This is a genomic window from Xenorhabdus innexi, from assembly GCF_002632485.1.
In the GTDB taxonomy this organism is placed as follows: domain Bacteria; phylum Pseudomonadota; class Gammaproteobacteria; order Enterobacterales; family Enterobacteriaceae; genus Xenorhabdus; species Xenorhabdus innexi.
The window spans coordinates 1-15759 of record NZ_NIBU01000069.1 but is presented as its reverse complement, the minus strand read 5'-3'; the positions used below and the strand labels follow the sequence as shown (position 1 = coordinate 15759).

Here is a 15759-nt window from a genome sequence, read left to right as displayed (position 1 = left end):
TCATGGGGGCACTCAATTTACACCGGATTGAAGAGACGGTTATTCGTGAATATCCGACGATTAACGCGGAAAATGTCGTCCTTTTTTTCCATGCCATTAGGGAAACCTATCCCTTCCAACAAAAAGTGCATATTATTTTGGATGGTGCAGGTTATCACCGCGCTGAATTAGTAAAATCAGCGGCTCAAGAGCTGAATATTCAATTGCATTACTTGCCCCCCTACAGCCCTAATCTCAACCCCATTGAACGATTATGGAAGTACACGAATGAGCAAATACGCAACAATGTCTATTTCCCGGATGCAAAAACGTTTCGGGGAACACTTCGACATTTTTATCATGTCACTTTGCCAACAAAAGCACAGGAATTGGCTACCCGACTGACTGATCATTTCCAGCGATTAAAACCTGCATCTTCAAGTTAATTGCGTATAGTCTGATTCATTATGGTTACTCCGCATTAATCGTGGGAACTCATTACATGTTTGATACGCGTATATTCATCAAAACCGTAAGCCGACAGATCTTTACCGTACCCTGAATGCTTGAAGCCACCATGCGGAGCCTCTGCTGTAAGAGGGATATGCGCATTAATCCAGACTGTGCCAAAATCAAGCTCACGGGACAGGCGCAATGTACGAGCATGATCACGCGTCCAGACACTGGAAGCCAGCCCATATTTCACATCGTTGGCTTTCTCGATGGCTTCTTCTTCTGTGCGGAATTTCTGCACTGTGATAACAGGGCCAAAAATTTCAGTCTGGATCATTTCATCGTGCTGCTCCAGACCGGTAATCACAGTAGGCTCAAAGTAATACCCCGGACGTTCAGCCTGACGGCCTCCGGTTTCGATCCGGGCATAAGCAGGCCGACGTGCAATAAACCCCTTAATTTGTTCCAGCTGGCGAATATTGTTCAGTGGCCCGTACAGCGCTTCTTTATCTTCCGGATCACCAAAACGGGTTGCTTTAGCTGCCGCTATTAGTTTCGTAATGAAAGTATCGTAAACAGATTCATGTACCAATACACGTGAAGCGGCTGTGCAGTCCTGACCCGCGTTGAAGTACCCTGCGATAGCAATGGTTTCCACCGCTTTATCTATGTCCGCATCAGCAAAAACAATGACCGGTGCTTTACCACCTAATTCCAGATGTGACCGGGTGAGATTGGCTGCCGCCGAAGAAGCAACCTGCAAACCCGCCCGCACGGAACCGGTAATAGAAACCATCGCCGGAGTTTTATGTGAAACAACCAGAGCACCCGCGCTGGCATTACCCAGTACCACATTGAACGTACCGGCTGGAAAAAAAGGCGCAGCCAGTTCAGCCAACAGCAAGGTGCTCTCCGGCGTTGTATCACTCGGCTTAAGCACTATGGTATTACCAGCCGCCAGAGCGGGTGCAATTTTCCATACCGCCATCATCAATGGATAATTCCACGGAGTAACCTGTCCCACGACGCCCAGCGGTTCACGCCGAATGCTGCTGGTCATACCGGAAAGGTATTCTGCTGTTGCCTTACCTTCTAAAAATCGGGCTGCGCCAGCAAAGAAACGGATCTGGTCAACTGAAGCCGCGACTTCCTCAGAGGCAATCAGATGCTTGAGCTGCCCGGTATTGCGGCTTTGCACTTCAATCAGGCTTTCAGCGTTTTCTTCCATTGCATCAGCCAACGCTAACAAGGATTTCTGGCGTTCAGAAGGAGTGCTCCGACCCCATACTTTAAATGCCGCTTTAGCTGACGCATAAGCATTATTTACATCTTCAATACCCGCATTAGGAGAACGTGCATAAGGTTTTCCCGTAACCGGACTTACCAAATCAAAATATTCAGAACCTTTAGATTCAATATACTGTCCATTAATAAAATGCCTGAGACTTGGTATCGACATGCTTATCTCCTGATAAGTTTGATGTGTAAAATACAACCTATTAATTTAATATATTTAATGGTTACATTAGCGTCAAATTTGTATCAAAAATGTAAAAACCGATAGGCGTTAGATACATAGGTGTAACTTTCAGGTATTTCTATCAGGAAAAAGATGTAAATCTGTGAGAGGGATCGAAGAATTCAGGCTTTTGAAGCTGTTTATCACTTACCCGTTGCTTGGTTAAATATTCGCTTCCTGTGAATACCCGCTTCCAATTCTTCAAGTTGGTATTCCTTGTACTATTTCTTTCTGCGTAAAAAAGTTCTGCGTAAAAAAAATATTGAGCAGACACTTAAATCACATTAATTATCCGCTGCTTTTTGAGATACGTTTATCCGATGGATTTCTTTATACTGAAGCGGGTAAGTAAATAACCTATACCCAATGAATTTCAAGATGCATCGCGTCGGCAAGGAAATGACAAATTCGTCGGGAACGAATTTGCCCAGCCAAAGGCTGGCCTCCGGTGAGAGGCAGGAGCCTCGGAGCCAATCCTCGGGAGCATAGATACTATGTGACCGGGGTGAGTGAACGCAGCCAACAAAGAGGCAGTTTGAAAGACGAAGGGTATATTCGCTATTAGTCATTATCATTTCAGTTCTCCATTAGTGATGAAGTAATAAGAATTCTTATTTAAATATCTTCATCAAAAAGGGGGCGATATGAATCTATTATTTAGCATCATTTTGCTGAAATTATCTTTAATCATACAGCCCACTCTGGCTAACCCGTTTGATCGGGTAAGATCGAAACTCCCCCCTTTTTTTCATCACCAAAGCACCCACGTCAAGAATCGCATTCACACGGCGGCATCAATTACCTGAAACCGAACCGGAGGAAACGACAACTATGACGATCTGGCTCGCGATAATTATCCTCATTTGGCCGGCCAAAATACAAGATAGTTGCCGCCCGACATACCAGCGTCAACTATATCAACCGATTTATGCAACAACACCGCTCTACACCATCATGCAACGCAAATTTTGATGAGGGCACGAATAATGAAGTTTGATAAGCGCGTGGAGAACCACGCACCTGTAGATCCAAATCCGGAAGATCCTTGGGTGGTTCGGATAGTTATTCGGTATGTCGATCGAGATAGCGGAGAAGACGCGTATAGAGTGGCGGTTGGCATCGCTATCAGTAGTAGATGGGTACTGACGGCTGAGCACATTGATGAGTCAATCAATGATGACCCTAACGAAGAATACGCTATGGAGGTATATCACCGACGAACACCGGGCGGCAGGCCAATAACACGCCCTGAATCCGGCCATTTTGTTGACAGAATCAATCCGATAGGTATGCACGGGGATCTACAGGCGCTTCACTTGGAAACAGAGCTTGAACTCCTATTCTATGCGCCACTAAATCTTTACTACCAACCGCGGTATAGCTCTGGGTCGGGCGAACACCGTCGCATAAGCCCTGTAGAACCTGATTCTATTCAGGGCATGGGCTTTGGTGGTGACGAAGGCGACCTCGTTAATTACCTTGTTGTTCCCAATAGGTTTCATCGGTTTGAGGCTACAACAGTAGATTACGTGGCTGCCGGTGCTGAAATGTCAGCAACTATCACTCCCGGAAGAGGTTCGACTACGGATGGAGACTCTGGTGGACCAATCATGTTTCAGGGTTCCGTTATTGGAGTTATCTCAGGGGGAATGCCACCCAATGCATCAGTTCCAAATCAAGTTGCTTTTACCCTTTTGTCGAATAGTAGAGAGGCTATTCAAAGCCTGATACCGGAAACAGCATCAACATCGCTGGCTACGACGGGGGCCTTACTTTCTCTTATTTGGACCTCTCAACATAATGAGGGGTGTGGCTGGTTTTCTCTCTTGAATGATAATTCAGAGACAACAGCCTGCTTGACTGGTTGGCGGATGTTCTATCAAGAGATGAAGGACGGGCCGTCGTGGTCCGGGGCATCAAGCAAGGACGTGAACGATCCGAAGGCACGAGAGTTGGAAATTCCCTTACCGGGCGACAAGAAGGATGCACTATGGCGGGCAACGGTGGTGCCGTTGATCAATGGCGAGCCACAACGCGTCGGCAAAGATGGTTATCCGGAAGCTAACCTGCCTGCCAGTCTGGTTGGCTCGGGCACGAGTCAATACACGATGCCGATCAACCTGAAGGTTGTGCCTCAAGGGGGAATGACGGGCATTACGCACGTCTCGTGGGATGCAGCTCACGTCGCGTCCGGCGCTAGACCTGCCGCGGGATATCAGGTGTTTTTCCAGAGCAAATCGAGTGGGGGGTGGTCTCCGTGGCAAAGCTCGAAGGCTACGGACCGGACCGAGGGCGATATCCAACTGACTCAGTCCTCAAGCACAGGGCCGTGGCGTGTGGTTGTACTGCCCTACTACGATGACCCACAGTCCCAAAAAACGGTTTTGGTCGGAGCAGATGAGAAGGGACATCCGTTTGAGGTGGACGCGACAGAACGCGGTGTATTGGTCGATAAGCCGAGGTTAATGGGTCAGTTCCCAACCGCGAAGAAAACAGTCTATGTGACCACGGGTACGGTTGGCAAAGTAGCGTTGACGGCATTATTCAATTACGTGGACCCTGCGGCGCAGGGCAATTCGCTGATCTGGGAATGGTCTTCGACGGGTCAGAAGGATACGTTTACGTCGGGCAGTAGCTGGTCAGCACTGTCCAGTCAGAACAGCACTCGGTTGGTGTTTGGAACTCAGAATTCTCCGGCACGCAAGGCAGACTCGGGGTGGTACCGCTTGCGAGCGACCAATACGCTAGGCACGACCACAAGCGACGCAGTACACGTAATCATCAGCGATCAAGTACTGCCACAAGTATTGGATCAGGGTCCGGTTTCCTATGGTACGGTGGTGGGATATACGGACAGTGCTGAAGACGCGGTAATTGAGGTGCTGTTCACCGCTCACCCTGCTCCCTCTCATGCACAGGTAATGTGGAAGAAATTAGACCCGGCAACCAAAAAATATACTCCAGACCTTAGCAAGCGCTTATTCTCACTACCGCTTCAATCATACGGGAAAGAGAAAGCACATCAGCACATTGCCACTCTGGTCTTCGGTCAGAAAAACATCTATCCGACTGAAGATGACTCTGGATGGTACATCGCTCACATCAAGACTACATTCGCTGACAAAAGCGAGCATGAAGCATATTCGCTTCCTGTCTTTGTCAGTATCGGCGCACCTGTCGACTTGCTGTGAAAACTAAGGAGTAAAACAATGAAGAAAAATCTGACATCACGAGTAAAGAATCTCATGGCACGTGTTAATACTCCAACACGGCTACGTACTCTGGCTGGTGGGTTGATTGCCGTTATTCTGGGTTTCGGGCTGAATGCCACACCGGCACATACGGCTGCATACCATCCGATCACCCTTATTAATAGTTCGGATAAAACCATTACTTTCCATCCGCATGATTGGAGTTGTATATATGAAACCGGCGGAGATCAGACCGTTGGGCCAGGCGAGAAAAAAACATTTACGATCGAAGACTCTAACGGTGTTTTCTGGCATGGGGGTTGCGATAGTCAAGACAAATGGGTTAGATGGCAGGTAACGATTGAGGGTCTGCCAGCGCCGACCTCATCCAAAACCTGGGGTCTGCAATGGCGTCACTTCATGAAAACGGGCAGTATGTCTTGGTTTACAGAAGTGACTAATGACCCTTCAATAACGCCATCTGGATTGGGGGTTCCAGTAACGGCGGCAGTATGCTCGCCCGGAGGCACCGCCACAGAGGATTGTTTAGGTACGAGCCACAATACGGGCCACATTTCCAACACATATCCCGTTTCTCTTTATTTTAATTTCGCAACAATAAACAAACAGGATTCGAGCAGAAGTGCTGCCTTAGCAGACTCTATATACTTCAGCGGTACAGGAGAATCTTCTGGACCCAGAGGAAAAGCTGCTTCCATCACTTTGTATGCAGGCTCACCGAAAGGATTGGCGATATCCGGTTGTGAGGACATAGCAGTAGACAATAAGTCAGGCAAATGGTCTTGCTCTTCGAAAGATGTACCCGTTGGCATCTCGCAGGTCGTCGCAGTCCAGAATGATGGGGTCGCTTCGCACGCCTCGACACAGTATGTGGTCTTCGATTCAGTGGCTATCAAAACGCCCGCCGCAGACAATGCTTTTTTATTTAAGACAGATGGACCATTCAGTTTTTCAGGCACGGCGACACCCGGTGCGACACTTACCATCCAGCCACGCGAGAAAGGCACTCCGGATGGAGCTGTGCCATATAACTGTACAGTATCGGTTGATTCATCGGGGAGGTGGACATGTCCGGACAAATTCCTCGGCAACATCAGCGGCTCCTATCAATGGCACGTGACACAAACTTTGAACCAGTTCAGCCATGAAGGTGCACAGACTAAAACTGGGTACTACCATTTAACTATCGGTCAGTCTAATATTTCGATTAGTCCGATTGGCCAACATGGGATTGTGGCAAATTGGCTGCCTGAAATACAGATTCACGGCAAGGGGACACCACACGATATAGCAGAAATTAGTGTCGAAAATATGAACCCTCCGTATACGCACCTCCTCTCGACGAATTGCAAAAAGAAACGCTGGCATATGGATATAAACCAACACTTAGTCGATTGGCACAAGATTTCTGACACGGGTAACTGGGGATGTAACTATAAACTTACGGAGGGGACTTGGAATGTGTATGTGTCGCAGCACCGCGCCTCTGACGATGCAGAAGTCGCGCCAGAGGTGTCAACAACCTTTACCGTCAAGCCCACCGCAGTTCTGTTCGTGAAATCCCCCGTGGATTGGGAAGTGTCATCGGAGAACTGGAAAGAGGATACCGTGACGTTCTCCGGAACCGGCACGTCGGGCGCTACCATCAGAATTACCACCGCACAAGGTTTTTCCTGTATCACACAAATAGCCGAGACTGATCCATCTCAGGAAATCCCCACTCACTGGTCGTGCAAAATGAAAGAAGTAACCGCCGAACGTTTGGATTTCACAGCAATCCAGTCATTCGATTATGGTGCCAGCCCCCCTATCACTGGAACCACCGAACGCCCGACGTTTAGGATTCCCGCACTGACGATGATTTCCACTGACGGCGGGCGTACGTTGGCTATCGCTAAGGACGGTTATCTTTACGCTTGGGGCATAAACCAGGATGGCGGGCTCGGGGTGGGGGGAGTCGAGAGCAGAAGCAAACCGACACGTATCCCGATGTCTAACAAAATGAAGGTGCAATCAGTCTGCACTAGTCAGATTGGCAGATATAGTTCTTCGCTCGCGTTGACTAAATATGGCTCGGTCTATAGCTGGGGTAATAACGATCTGGGACAATTAGGAGTTGGTGATACCAACGACAGAACGACACCGACTCATGTTCCGCTACCGGGAAAAACAAAAGCAAAGAGCATTACATGTTCAGAAAAAGGCCTATTTGTTCTGGGCGATAATGGTATTTTCTATGGCTTGGGCTTGCATACCTCGGACTGGACCGATAGGTTTCACATAACTCCAACACAAGTGAAAATTCCCGGTAATATTGAAGATATTGTTGATATTGCCGCTTCCAAAGATACTTATTTTATGTTAACGAAAGACGGTTCATTATATAAATGGTGGATCACTGACAATCTAATTATCGGGACAACCAGTAGCGTGCATCCACCAACTCTCATGAAGGAGTATGCTTCGCTGAATATTAAGTCTATTGGAGCTGTAACAGGCCGTATATACGCTGTAACTGATAGCGGGGAAGTCTATACTACTGACCATAACAGTACTCTGAGCATTGAACCATTTTCCAAAACCAATCCTATCCGGAAGCTCTTCGTTAATGACGGCAGTTGGTTATCCGGCCCGATTTACTATGCAATAGGTGTCGATGGACATGTCTACAACTGGGAAAACCGAACCCCGCAGTTGGTCGCCATGCCTGATGGGGTAAAAGTTAAGTCCTTGGCTGTAGGCGCTGACCCATACAACTCCATCTTTGCACTGACAGATGATGATCGAATTTATGCTTGGGGGGGAAACGATTACGGACAATTAGGCCTTGGTGACCGTAAGAACCGGAGCGTCCCCACACCCATTACCGAAGCCTATCGACACTAAAAACAGCTAACAATACTGGGAAATTACCCAACGCAGAAATATCATTTCTGAGATGATGTAACCAGTTTTAGTGGATACAGAGATCGACATAATCACCGGCTGACCATGAAGTCAGCCGGTATAAAGTGCAATAGTACAGAGTCACGCGACAAGACAATAGATAAGGCTCTAATCTGAACCGAACTTCAACACGTTATGCTCACTGCTTTTATCATTGCCTCGCAAGCCTGCGGGCGACAAGATAGCCGGATGTCCCTGCTAATCCGGGGCCGGGATGAGTTGAAGCCCCGATATGAAATACATTATTGATAAAAGTCTGATGTGCTTTCCCCCCCTTTGAAGAGGCAAAAGGACGCAGCCAAAAAAATTGGTCAGGAGAGCAAACTCCTGAGTAGGGATCTCCGCCAACCAGATTGCTGTTCAATACCTGTAAATCTGCCGGAGAATAGGCTCTGCGACCAACAATCGTAGATGAAAATCCCGGAATTACCGTCTCCAGACGAGCCTGTATGCGATCGGCGAATGCTTCACGAACAGCGTTATTCCATTTGCCATCATCGGGAATAGGAATGTCTCCCGCTTCATCCCCTTTCAGATGAGTAGGCAATTCCTGCATCTGAACCCATAAAATCCATCCCCCTTCAGGAGCACGCCCCGGATCAAGCGCAATCGGTTGCCCTATAGCCAGTGTCGGATGCTCAGGCAGATAACCATTATTAGCCTGTGTCACCGACAGACACACCTGTTGCATACTTTCCGTTAAGTGAATAAGCGGCACGTGGCATAATTTTGGATTGCTCCATGACGGAGGAGAATTCAGGGCAAAGTGAACCTGCATTCCACCACGTCCATAATGATATCCCTGTGCATTCTTTTGAATTGTAATGGGAACATTATCCAGTAAATGACCATAAAGCTGTTGTGGCGTAACATTACAGACTACGGCATCGGTGGCGTGATAGACCTTTCCCTCTGCTATTACTCCTGAAGCACGGCGTTTTCGCCCCCGCTGGTGAGTAATAATATGTTCAACTCGGGTATGAGTAAGAAGCTGCCCTCCATGCTGTTCAATAATTGTTTTCAACGCTTCAACAATGCAGATACTTCCTCCTTTCACTACCGGCATTCCTTCTGATACCACCGCAGCAAAAGTGAGTTTTCCAATCAGAGCGGAACTGGCATCATCCGGCCCCAGACCGGTATGCAAGACCCACGGCGCAACCAGAGTGCGGATAAAATCAGACTGTAATTCACGTTCCGACCAGCGACGGAATGTTTCCAGTGAATTACCGGCAAATTTCACCAGCCCATCAATGCCACGTTTTCGCCATTCACGAAACAGTAACCGGAGTACTCCGACACCATAGGGGTTCTGCCCCAATAAACCGAAAACCAGTTCAGCATCATCATGAAGAATCTGCTGCACCATATAACGAAATGTTTCTCCGTCTTTTCCTGCAATTGCATCAATCTGCAATGCAGCAGGCAGAATGCCCCGTCTTAACGCGATCCCACGACCATTCGGCTGAACCAGTCCGGTGGAATAATCACTTTGTCTGAACTCCAGACCTGCTTTTTCTAATGCCGGTTTCAGCACCTGATAAGCCGGGCTGCTCAAAAATAAGGGATACCAGCAGGAGAGCACATCATGGATATAACCGGGAAAAAGCTCTTCTGTCCGGATACATCCCCCCAGCACAGCATTCTGTTCCAGTACCAGAACAGATTTCCCCCATATGGACAGTAGTGCAGCGCATACCAGCGAGTTTATTCCACTGCCGATGATAATGATTTGTGGTTTAGAATTACTCATGATGTGATTCCATCAGAATGTTCAACCAACGCCAGAACGCGCAACGGGCTTCCCGACCCTTCCTCAATTTTAAGGGGGGCAGTAATAATGACTGTTCCGACGGGTGGTAATAAATCTAAATTTTTCAGGCATTGCAAACCGTATTTATTTGCCCCGTGCATCAGGGTATGACAAGGGTAAGCTACTGGCCATGAATAGGACTGCCCGGCATCAGTATTGATCGTTTCTACCCCAAAACCCCGGATATGACGTTTATGAATCAGCCATTCAACAGTTTCCTGATCAGGCCCCGGTGTATGTGCTCCATCATCACGCATGTTAAGAAAATTGACGGGATCATCTGCCCGCGTTGACCAATCAGTGCGGAACAGTAACCACGCTCCAGCAGGGATCTGTCCGTGTTGTTTTTCCCATGCCAGTAAGAATTCAGTTGTCAGCAGCCAGTCCGGGTTTTTTGCCACCTGTTGACTGGCATCCACAACAACTGCCGGAGCAATGAAGTTATGCAGGGGAATGCTGTCCACCGTATTATCCCGATAATCTTTACCGCTAATCCAGTGTGCCGGAGCATCAAAATGTGTTCCTGTATGCTCTCCGCAACTGAAGTTATTCCAGTACCAGCCGGGGCCATTTTCGTCATAACAGGAAATACGCTCCATTTTGAATGACCAAACTTGTCCATACTGCTCAGGCAACTGCAAGGCGGGAAAATCAGGTGACAAAGTCTGAGTAAGATCGATTATCTTCACAGTACCCTGATCCAACGCCGTGATGAACGTATTCAGCAGGCTTTTCATTCATACTCTCCCCTATCTTTTCCAATATCGTGCAATGCGGTAAACATACCGCCGTGAAAAACCAATGGCTTACCTTCAAAACTGGCAATACGCTTCACCTGACCAATCATCAGCAAATGATCACCGACATGTGTCTGCTGATGATTCGAGCAAACCAGTGTTGCTATCGCTCCGCCAATAGATGGGACTCCTTCCGGTGTCTCCTGTACGGGAATATCCTGAAATTTATTTTCAACCCTCGGGTTGGCAAAACGCAGAGCCAGTTCCTGATGGTCACAACCAAGAATGCTGACCGTAAAATATTCACAGTTGCGGAAGACAGCCAGACTGGGCGAGTGGCTGACCAGACTCCAGAGTATCAGCGGTGGCTCCAGTGAAAGGGATGCAAATGAATTGATAGTCAGCCCCACATTGCGCCCGTCAGCAGTACGTGTCGCAACAATGGCAACACCGGTTGGGTAACACCCCAGAATGGTACGTAATGCCCGTGTCTCAAACTCTGTTATTCCCCACTCGGCATCATGTAACATCGTCTGGCTGTTCTGAATATTTATGACCATATTGAACTTCTCCACACTGAAATCCTGCTTTTTCAGGCTGCTTTTTAAGTCAATTCCTTAATTAAGAATTAGCAACCGGTACATGTTGCATCTGTGAATCAATGTATGCTTCACATGCAACACTGTCCCGCCACCACGGAAACAGTACAGGGGGATGATTGAAAGCATTGGCAATCGTACTGGCCAGTGCCGGTTGCTGCTGAGCTACACCTAATAAATGCAGGATGTGAGGTTTTGGCGGGATAAGCAGGCTGTTTGTCCATTCCACCACATACTGGCTGTAATCCCAGAATTGCTCAAAGGTGGCATTCATCCACTCTACCGTAAAAGGTTTATCACCACGGGCAAGTATTGATTCGTAATAGACTTTGCAGGCTTTAGTCGCATTATTGGAGCCTTGTCCGGTAAGCGGATCGTTTGTCACTACTGCATCCCCCAGCCCGAAAATATGACGACCGGAAGGCAGTGTCACTACGGGTTTGCGTACTACCGGAGTGAACCGCCCGGCCAGAATGCCGTTCTCATCGGTCAGCTCTACTTTTTCACAACGGGCAGCTTCCCACGGCAGGAAAGTTTTAAGGATGTGCCTGCTGTAAGCCAGATGTTCCTGCGGTGTTCTGGCTTCATGCCAGCCATCCATTGCTCCTCCGGGTATCCCTTCAAAGACCATAATGTCACAGGGACCACTCAGGGTCAGAGCAGGAAAGACGAAATATTCACCCACTTCCGGGATCAGATTGAAAGAAACGCGTGAATATTCCGGCATCGGCAGCATACCATTCACATAAGTCAGTGCTAATGCACGCTGCGGCTTATCATAGGGAGAACGGGTTGCATCACGCTCCAGTAATCTCACGACTTCACCTTTGCCGCCCGCCAGAATAACCAGTTCATGGGTGGATACCAGTTGTTCCAGCTCAGCAACACCCACATCACGAATTTCCAGATTGCCACCACGGGCTGCAAACAATTCCATCCAGAAAGGCATTTTGATGCGCTGATCCGTCGCCTGCGCATACTTATCAAGCCGGGCACTCCAGTCAATGACTTTAGCGTCAGGAATTTCCGGATGAGGAATGGCGAAGCCGATACCTTCAACAGGCGGACATAATGTTTCCCATTTATTCAGCCCCAGATTTCGCTCAAACTGTAAAGAAGAATCGAACATACACTGGCTCGACATCACACGGCCATTCTGGACATCATCAGGTGTTCGGTTGGTAACTACGGTTACCTGATAGCCCTTGTCAAGCAGACCAAGGGCCAGAGGCAGCCCGGCCTGACCGCCTCCCACAATAGCGATACGACGCATGGTATTTTTTCTCCTACATAGTTTTTTGAGAATAAATAGTCGGTTGCGAATACATAGCGTTTTGCGAACATTGCTGTTGCGAACATTGCTGTTACGAACATTGCTGTTGCGACTCTTGCTGTTGCGACTATTCCGCCAGACGGCAGATGGCTGGTTTCGACTGCTCTGGTCCCATCACTGAATAGCCACCATCAACGGAGTAATCAGCGCCGGTCACAAAGCTCGCCAAATCAGAAAGAAGAAATGCCACTACCTGAGCGATCTCTTCGGGATCTCCCACTCGACCAAGTAAGTGATAATCTGCGGCGATTTCATCTGTTTTCCGACGATTGCCTTGGGTCAGCTCGTCCATGACCCGTGACCAAGTCCAGCCCGGCGAAACCGAGTTCACACGGATGCGATCAGCGGCGTAGTCCATTGCCATACTGCGGGTAACATGTAATAAAGCGGCCTTTGAGGTGGGATATAACCAACGGCCTGTCTGAGCAACAGAAGAGGAGACACTGGTGAAATTAACAATTGATCCTCCTCCGGCTGCCATAAAATAAGGATGTACAAACTGAGCGGCTCGGATAGCACTGATCACATTAATATTGAGTGCTGTCAGCCACATTTCACGACTGGAATCGGCACCATCATCCATATAAGTTGTCGCAAGGTTAACAAGACAGTTAAGGTGTCCGTAATGGGCCACAACCTCATGCACACCCTGAGAAAGTTGTTTGTCGTCAGTAATATCAACAGGCCAGAAATGAATGTCGCTGGGTCGGGCATCACAGGCTTTTTTTCCGCCTTCCCGATCAATATCAAAAATGGCGACCTTAACACCATATTCACTCAATATTCTGGCAACAATTGCACCCATTTTGGTTGCACCACCAGTCACAATCGCGACTTTATTATTTAAGCCCTTCACGAGTGATCCCCTTGTATCATATATCCGCCATCATTCTGGCTAATTGCGTAGCCTTGCACCTGAGTTGCTGACGGGATAACAACACTCTGAATAGCTAACTTATTGCATATTCAATGTGTTATATGATTAATCAGTAATTAGTAAATTATGCAGGAGATCATTACGTGAAATAGATAAGATTAAGTAGCCGATATATGCAGAAAAGATCCATTCAGTGCAGGTAATCAATAGTGATATATCATATGCCGCTTATAAAATATATTTTTTGCGGAAATAAACATATTCAATAGATATTAGCCACCAGCATCAATTAATTAATTTCACCACACATTAAATATTTATTATCCCTGAACACCTATGCACTAAAAAGGTTTGTTTTCATATTATTACCTCTAAAAACATTAATGTTAATGCATTGTATTTAATACATTAATTAGTTTTAAAAACCAACTGTTATATAAAAACAAATAAAAATTGTTACTGTAATGAATGAAATGTTTATGTTTTACTTATTCCCGATTTTTATTTCTTTTATCCGTATAATGTATAAAATGAGGTCACTATGTTCGGGTTAACTGCCCTGGAGCTTGCAAGGATACAATTCGCATTTACTGTTTCTTTTCATATTATCTTTCCGGCTATTACGATAGGCTTAGCCAGCTTTCTTGCGCTATTGGAAGGCTTATGGCTGAAAACTCGTAATGAAGACTACAAAACGTTATATCACTTCTGGGCAAAAATCTTTGGTATTAATTTTGGTATGGGCGTAGTTTCTGGTTTAGTCATGGCCTACCAATTCGGCACTAACTGGAGTTTTTTCTCTGATTTTGCCGGAAGCATTACTGGCCCTTTATTGGTGTATGAAGTGCTTACCGCGTTTTTTCTTGAAGCCGGTTTTCTTGGCGTTATGTTGTTCGGCTGGAGTCGGGTAGGTGAAAAACTCCATTTCTTCGCCACCTGTATGGTCGCACTCGGTACGCTTATCTCGACATTCTGGATTCTGGCCTCCAATAGCTGGATGCAGACCCCACAAGGCCATGAAATTATTGATAATCAGATCGTTCCCGTTGATTGGCTCGCCGTTATATTCAATCCCTCATTCCCGTATCGCCTGCTACATATGGGAACGGCTGCATTTCTTGCTTCCGCGTTCTTTATTGCGGCTTCCGCTGCCTGGCATTTACTGAAAGGCAATGACTCATCAGCCATGAAAAAAATGCTCTCAATGGCAATGTGGCTGATCCTGATCATTGCGCCATCACAGGCTGTTATCGGTGATTTACATGGCCTGAATACGCTGAAATACCAGCCAGCCAAAGTTGCTGCGATGGAAGGCCATTGGGAGAATCATCCCGGCGAAGCTACGCCACTCATTTTATTCGGTATCCCCGATCAGGAAGCAGAAGAGACACGCTATGCCGTCAAAATCCCCTATCTTGCCAGCATTATCCTGACACACAGTATTGATAAACAGGTTCCGGCTCTGAAAGAGTTTGCACCGGAAGATCGCCCTAATGCGTTTATGGTGTTCTGGTCATTCCGGGTAATGGTCGGACTGGGCATTCTGATGATTGTGGCGGGGGTCTGGGGGCTGTGGTTACGTTATAAAAAACGTCTGTATCAGAATCGGTTGTTTCTGCGCTTTATGCTCCTGATGGCTCCTTCCGGCCTGATTGCCATATTAGCCGGATGGTTCACCACGGAAATAGGCCGCCAGCCGTGGGTTGTCTATGGCCTGATGCGCACAAAAGATGCTGTTTCTGCGCATGGCGAATTTCATATGAGCATCAGCCTGCTTATCTTCTTTGTCGTTTACGGCGCTGTTTTCGGTACTGGTTATGTTTATATGATGAAACTTATCCGTAAAGGCTTCAATAATGATTCAGGAAATAAGGAGCTAACAAATGGGTATTGATCTTCCTCTGATTTGGTTTCTGATTATCGTCTTCAGTACTATGATGTATATCGTGATGGATGGCTTTGATCTTGGGATAGGCATCCTGTTCCCCGTGGTTAAGGGGCAGGCAGATCGTGATTTAATGATGAATTCAGTTGCCCCTGTCTGGGATGGTAACGAAACGTGGTTGGTACTGGGTGGCGCAGGTTTATTTGGTGCTTTTCCTCTGGCCTATGCCGTGATTCTGGATGCGCTGGCTATTCCGTTGACGATTATGTTACTAGTGGTACATTCTGCATTTGATAACCTCATCAAACGAGCTTGAAAACCATTAAGTTTTATGGTTAATTAGCACACCGTTTCAATGACCATCAGATACCCCTAATTTTTTATGTGGAAAGCGCCAGCAGTCAAT

The 15759-nt window shown here is 47.2% G+C and carries 10 protein-coding genes and 1 pseudogene; 5 read left to right on the top strand and 6 right to left on the bottom strand.

Features of this window, described 5'->3' with window-relative positions; translation table 11 throughout:
* Positions 1-425, top strand: a 425-nt coding sequence (locus Xinn_RS17530) for an IS630 family transposase (protein ID WP_153043414.1), incomplete at its 5' end; no start/stop codon positions are given.
* Positions 426-460: 35 nt separating this feature from the next.
* On the opposite strand, the gene Xinn_RS17525 is transcribed toward Xinn_RS17530, so the two are convergent.
* Positions 461-1885, bottom strand: coding sequence for a gamma-aminobutyraldehyde dehydrogenase (locus tag Xinn_RS17525; RefSeq protein WP_422646004.1), 1425 nt, complete (start codon positions 1883-1885; stop codon positions 461-463).
* Positions 1886-2937: 1052 nt separating this feature from the next.
* Here Xinn_RS17525 and Xinn_RS17520 point away from each other — a divergent pair.
* Positions 2938-5142 carry a trypsin-like serine protease gene (locus Xinn_RS17520; protein WP_169923604.1) on the top strand — a complete coding sequence of 735 codons (2205 nt, stop codon included), beginning with the start codon at positions 2938-2940 and terminating at the stop codon, positions 5140-5142.
* A gap of 18 nt (positions 5143-5160) precedes the next feature.
* Positions 5161-8049, top strand: coding sequence for an RCC1 domain-containing protein (locus Xinn_RS17515; RefSeq protein ID WP_086952901.1), 2889 nt, complete (start codon positions 5161-5163; stop codon positions 8047-8049).
* Positions 8050-8260: 211 nt separating this feature from the next.
* Here the strand turns inward: Xinn_RS17515 and Xinn_RS17510 are convergent, their stop codons facing one another.
* From Xinn_RS17510 to Xinn_RS17490, 5 genes are all read right to left on the bottom strand, one after another.
* Positions 8261-9862 carry a phytoene desaturase family protein gene (locus Xinn_RS17510; RefSeq protein ID WP_244590242.1) on the bottom strand — a complete coding sequence of 534 codons (1602 nt, stop codon included), beginning with the start codon at positions 9860-9862 and terminating at the stop codon, positions 8261-8263.
* Positions 9859-10659, bottom strand: coding sequence for a cyclase family protein (locus Xinn_RS17505; protein WP_086952899.1), 801 nt, complete (start codon positions 10657-10659; stop codon positions 9859-9861). The genes Xinn_RS17510 and Xinn_RS17505 overlap by 4 nt, the downstream gene beginning before the upstream one ends.
* Entirely contained in the window at positions 10656-11219 is a 564-nt protein-coding gene (locus Xinn_RS17500) for a flavin reductase family protein (protein ID WP_086952898.1), read from the bottom strand. Before Xinn_RS17500 ends, Xinn_RS17505 begins: the two co-directional genes overlap by 4 nt.
* Positions 11220-11280: 61 nt before the next feature.
* Positions 11281-12531: a styrene monooxygenase/indole monooxygenase family protein gene (locus Xinn_RS17495; protein WP_086952897.1), complete on the bottom strand. Its 1251-nt coding sequence runs from the start codon at positions 12529-12531 to the stop codon at positions 11281-11283.
* 127 nt (positions 12532-12658) lie between these two features.
* Positions 12659-13447, bottom strand: a complete 789-nt coding sequence (locus Xinn_RS17490; protein ID WP_086952896.1) for an SDR family oxidoreductase — start codon at positions 13445-13447, stop codon at positions 12659-12661.
* 562 nt (positions 13448-14009) lie between these two features.
* On the opposite strand from Xinn_RS17490, the gene Xinn_RS17485 reads away from it, so the two are divergent.
* On the top strand, positions 14010-15362 hold the full coding sequence (locus Xinn_RS17485; protein ID WP_086952895.1) for a cytochrome ubiquinol oxidase subunit I: 1353 nt from the start codon (positions 14010-14012) through the stop codon (positions 15360-15362).
* Positions 15352-15627: pseudogene (locus tag Xinn_RS17480) on the top strand (cytochrome d ubiquinol oxidase subunit II); the annotation flags it as partial. The gene Xinn_RS17485 and the pseudogene Xinn_RS17480, both read left to right, overlap by 11 nt.
* Between the last annotated feature and the right edge of the window lie 132 nt (positions 15628-15759).

Excerpts from the sequence above, each read along its gene's own strand:
- Xinn_RS17520 (WP_169923604.1), top strand. The coding sequence starts at position 2,938 with ATGAAGTTTGATAAGCGCGTGGAGAACCACGCACCTGTAGATCCAAAT.
- Xinn_RS17515 (WP_086952901.1), top strand. The coding sequence starts at position 5,161 with ATGAAGAAAAATCTGACATCACGAGTAAAGAATCTCATGGCACGTGTT.
- Xinn_RS17510 (WP_244590242.1), bottom strand. The coding sequence starts at position 9,862 with ATGAGTAATTCTAAACCACAAATCATTATCATCGGCAGTGGAATAAAC.
- Xinn_RS17505 (WP_086952899.1), bottom strand. The coding sequence starts at position 10,659 with ATGAAAAGCCTGCTGAATACGTTCATCACGGCGTTGGATCAGGGTACT.
- Xinn_RS17500 (WP_086952898.1), bottom strand. The coding sequence starts at position 11,219 with ATGGTCATAAATATTCAGAACAGCCAGACGATGTTACATGATGCCGAG.
- Xinn_RS17495 (WP_086952897.1), bottom strand. The coding sequence starts at position 12,531 with ATGCGTCGTATCGCTATTGTGGGAGGCGGTCAGGCCGGGCTGCCTCTG.
- Xinn_RS17485 (WP_086952895.1), top strand. The coding sequence starts at position 14,010 with ATGTTCGGGTTAACTGCCCTGGAGCTTGCAAGGATACAATTCGCATTT.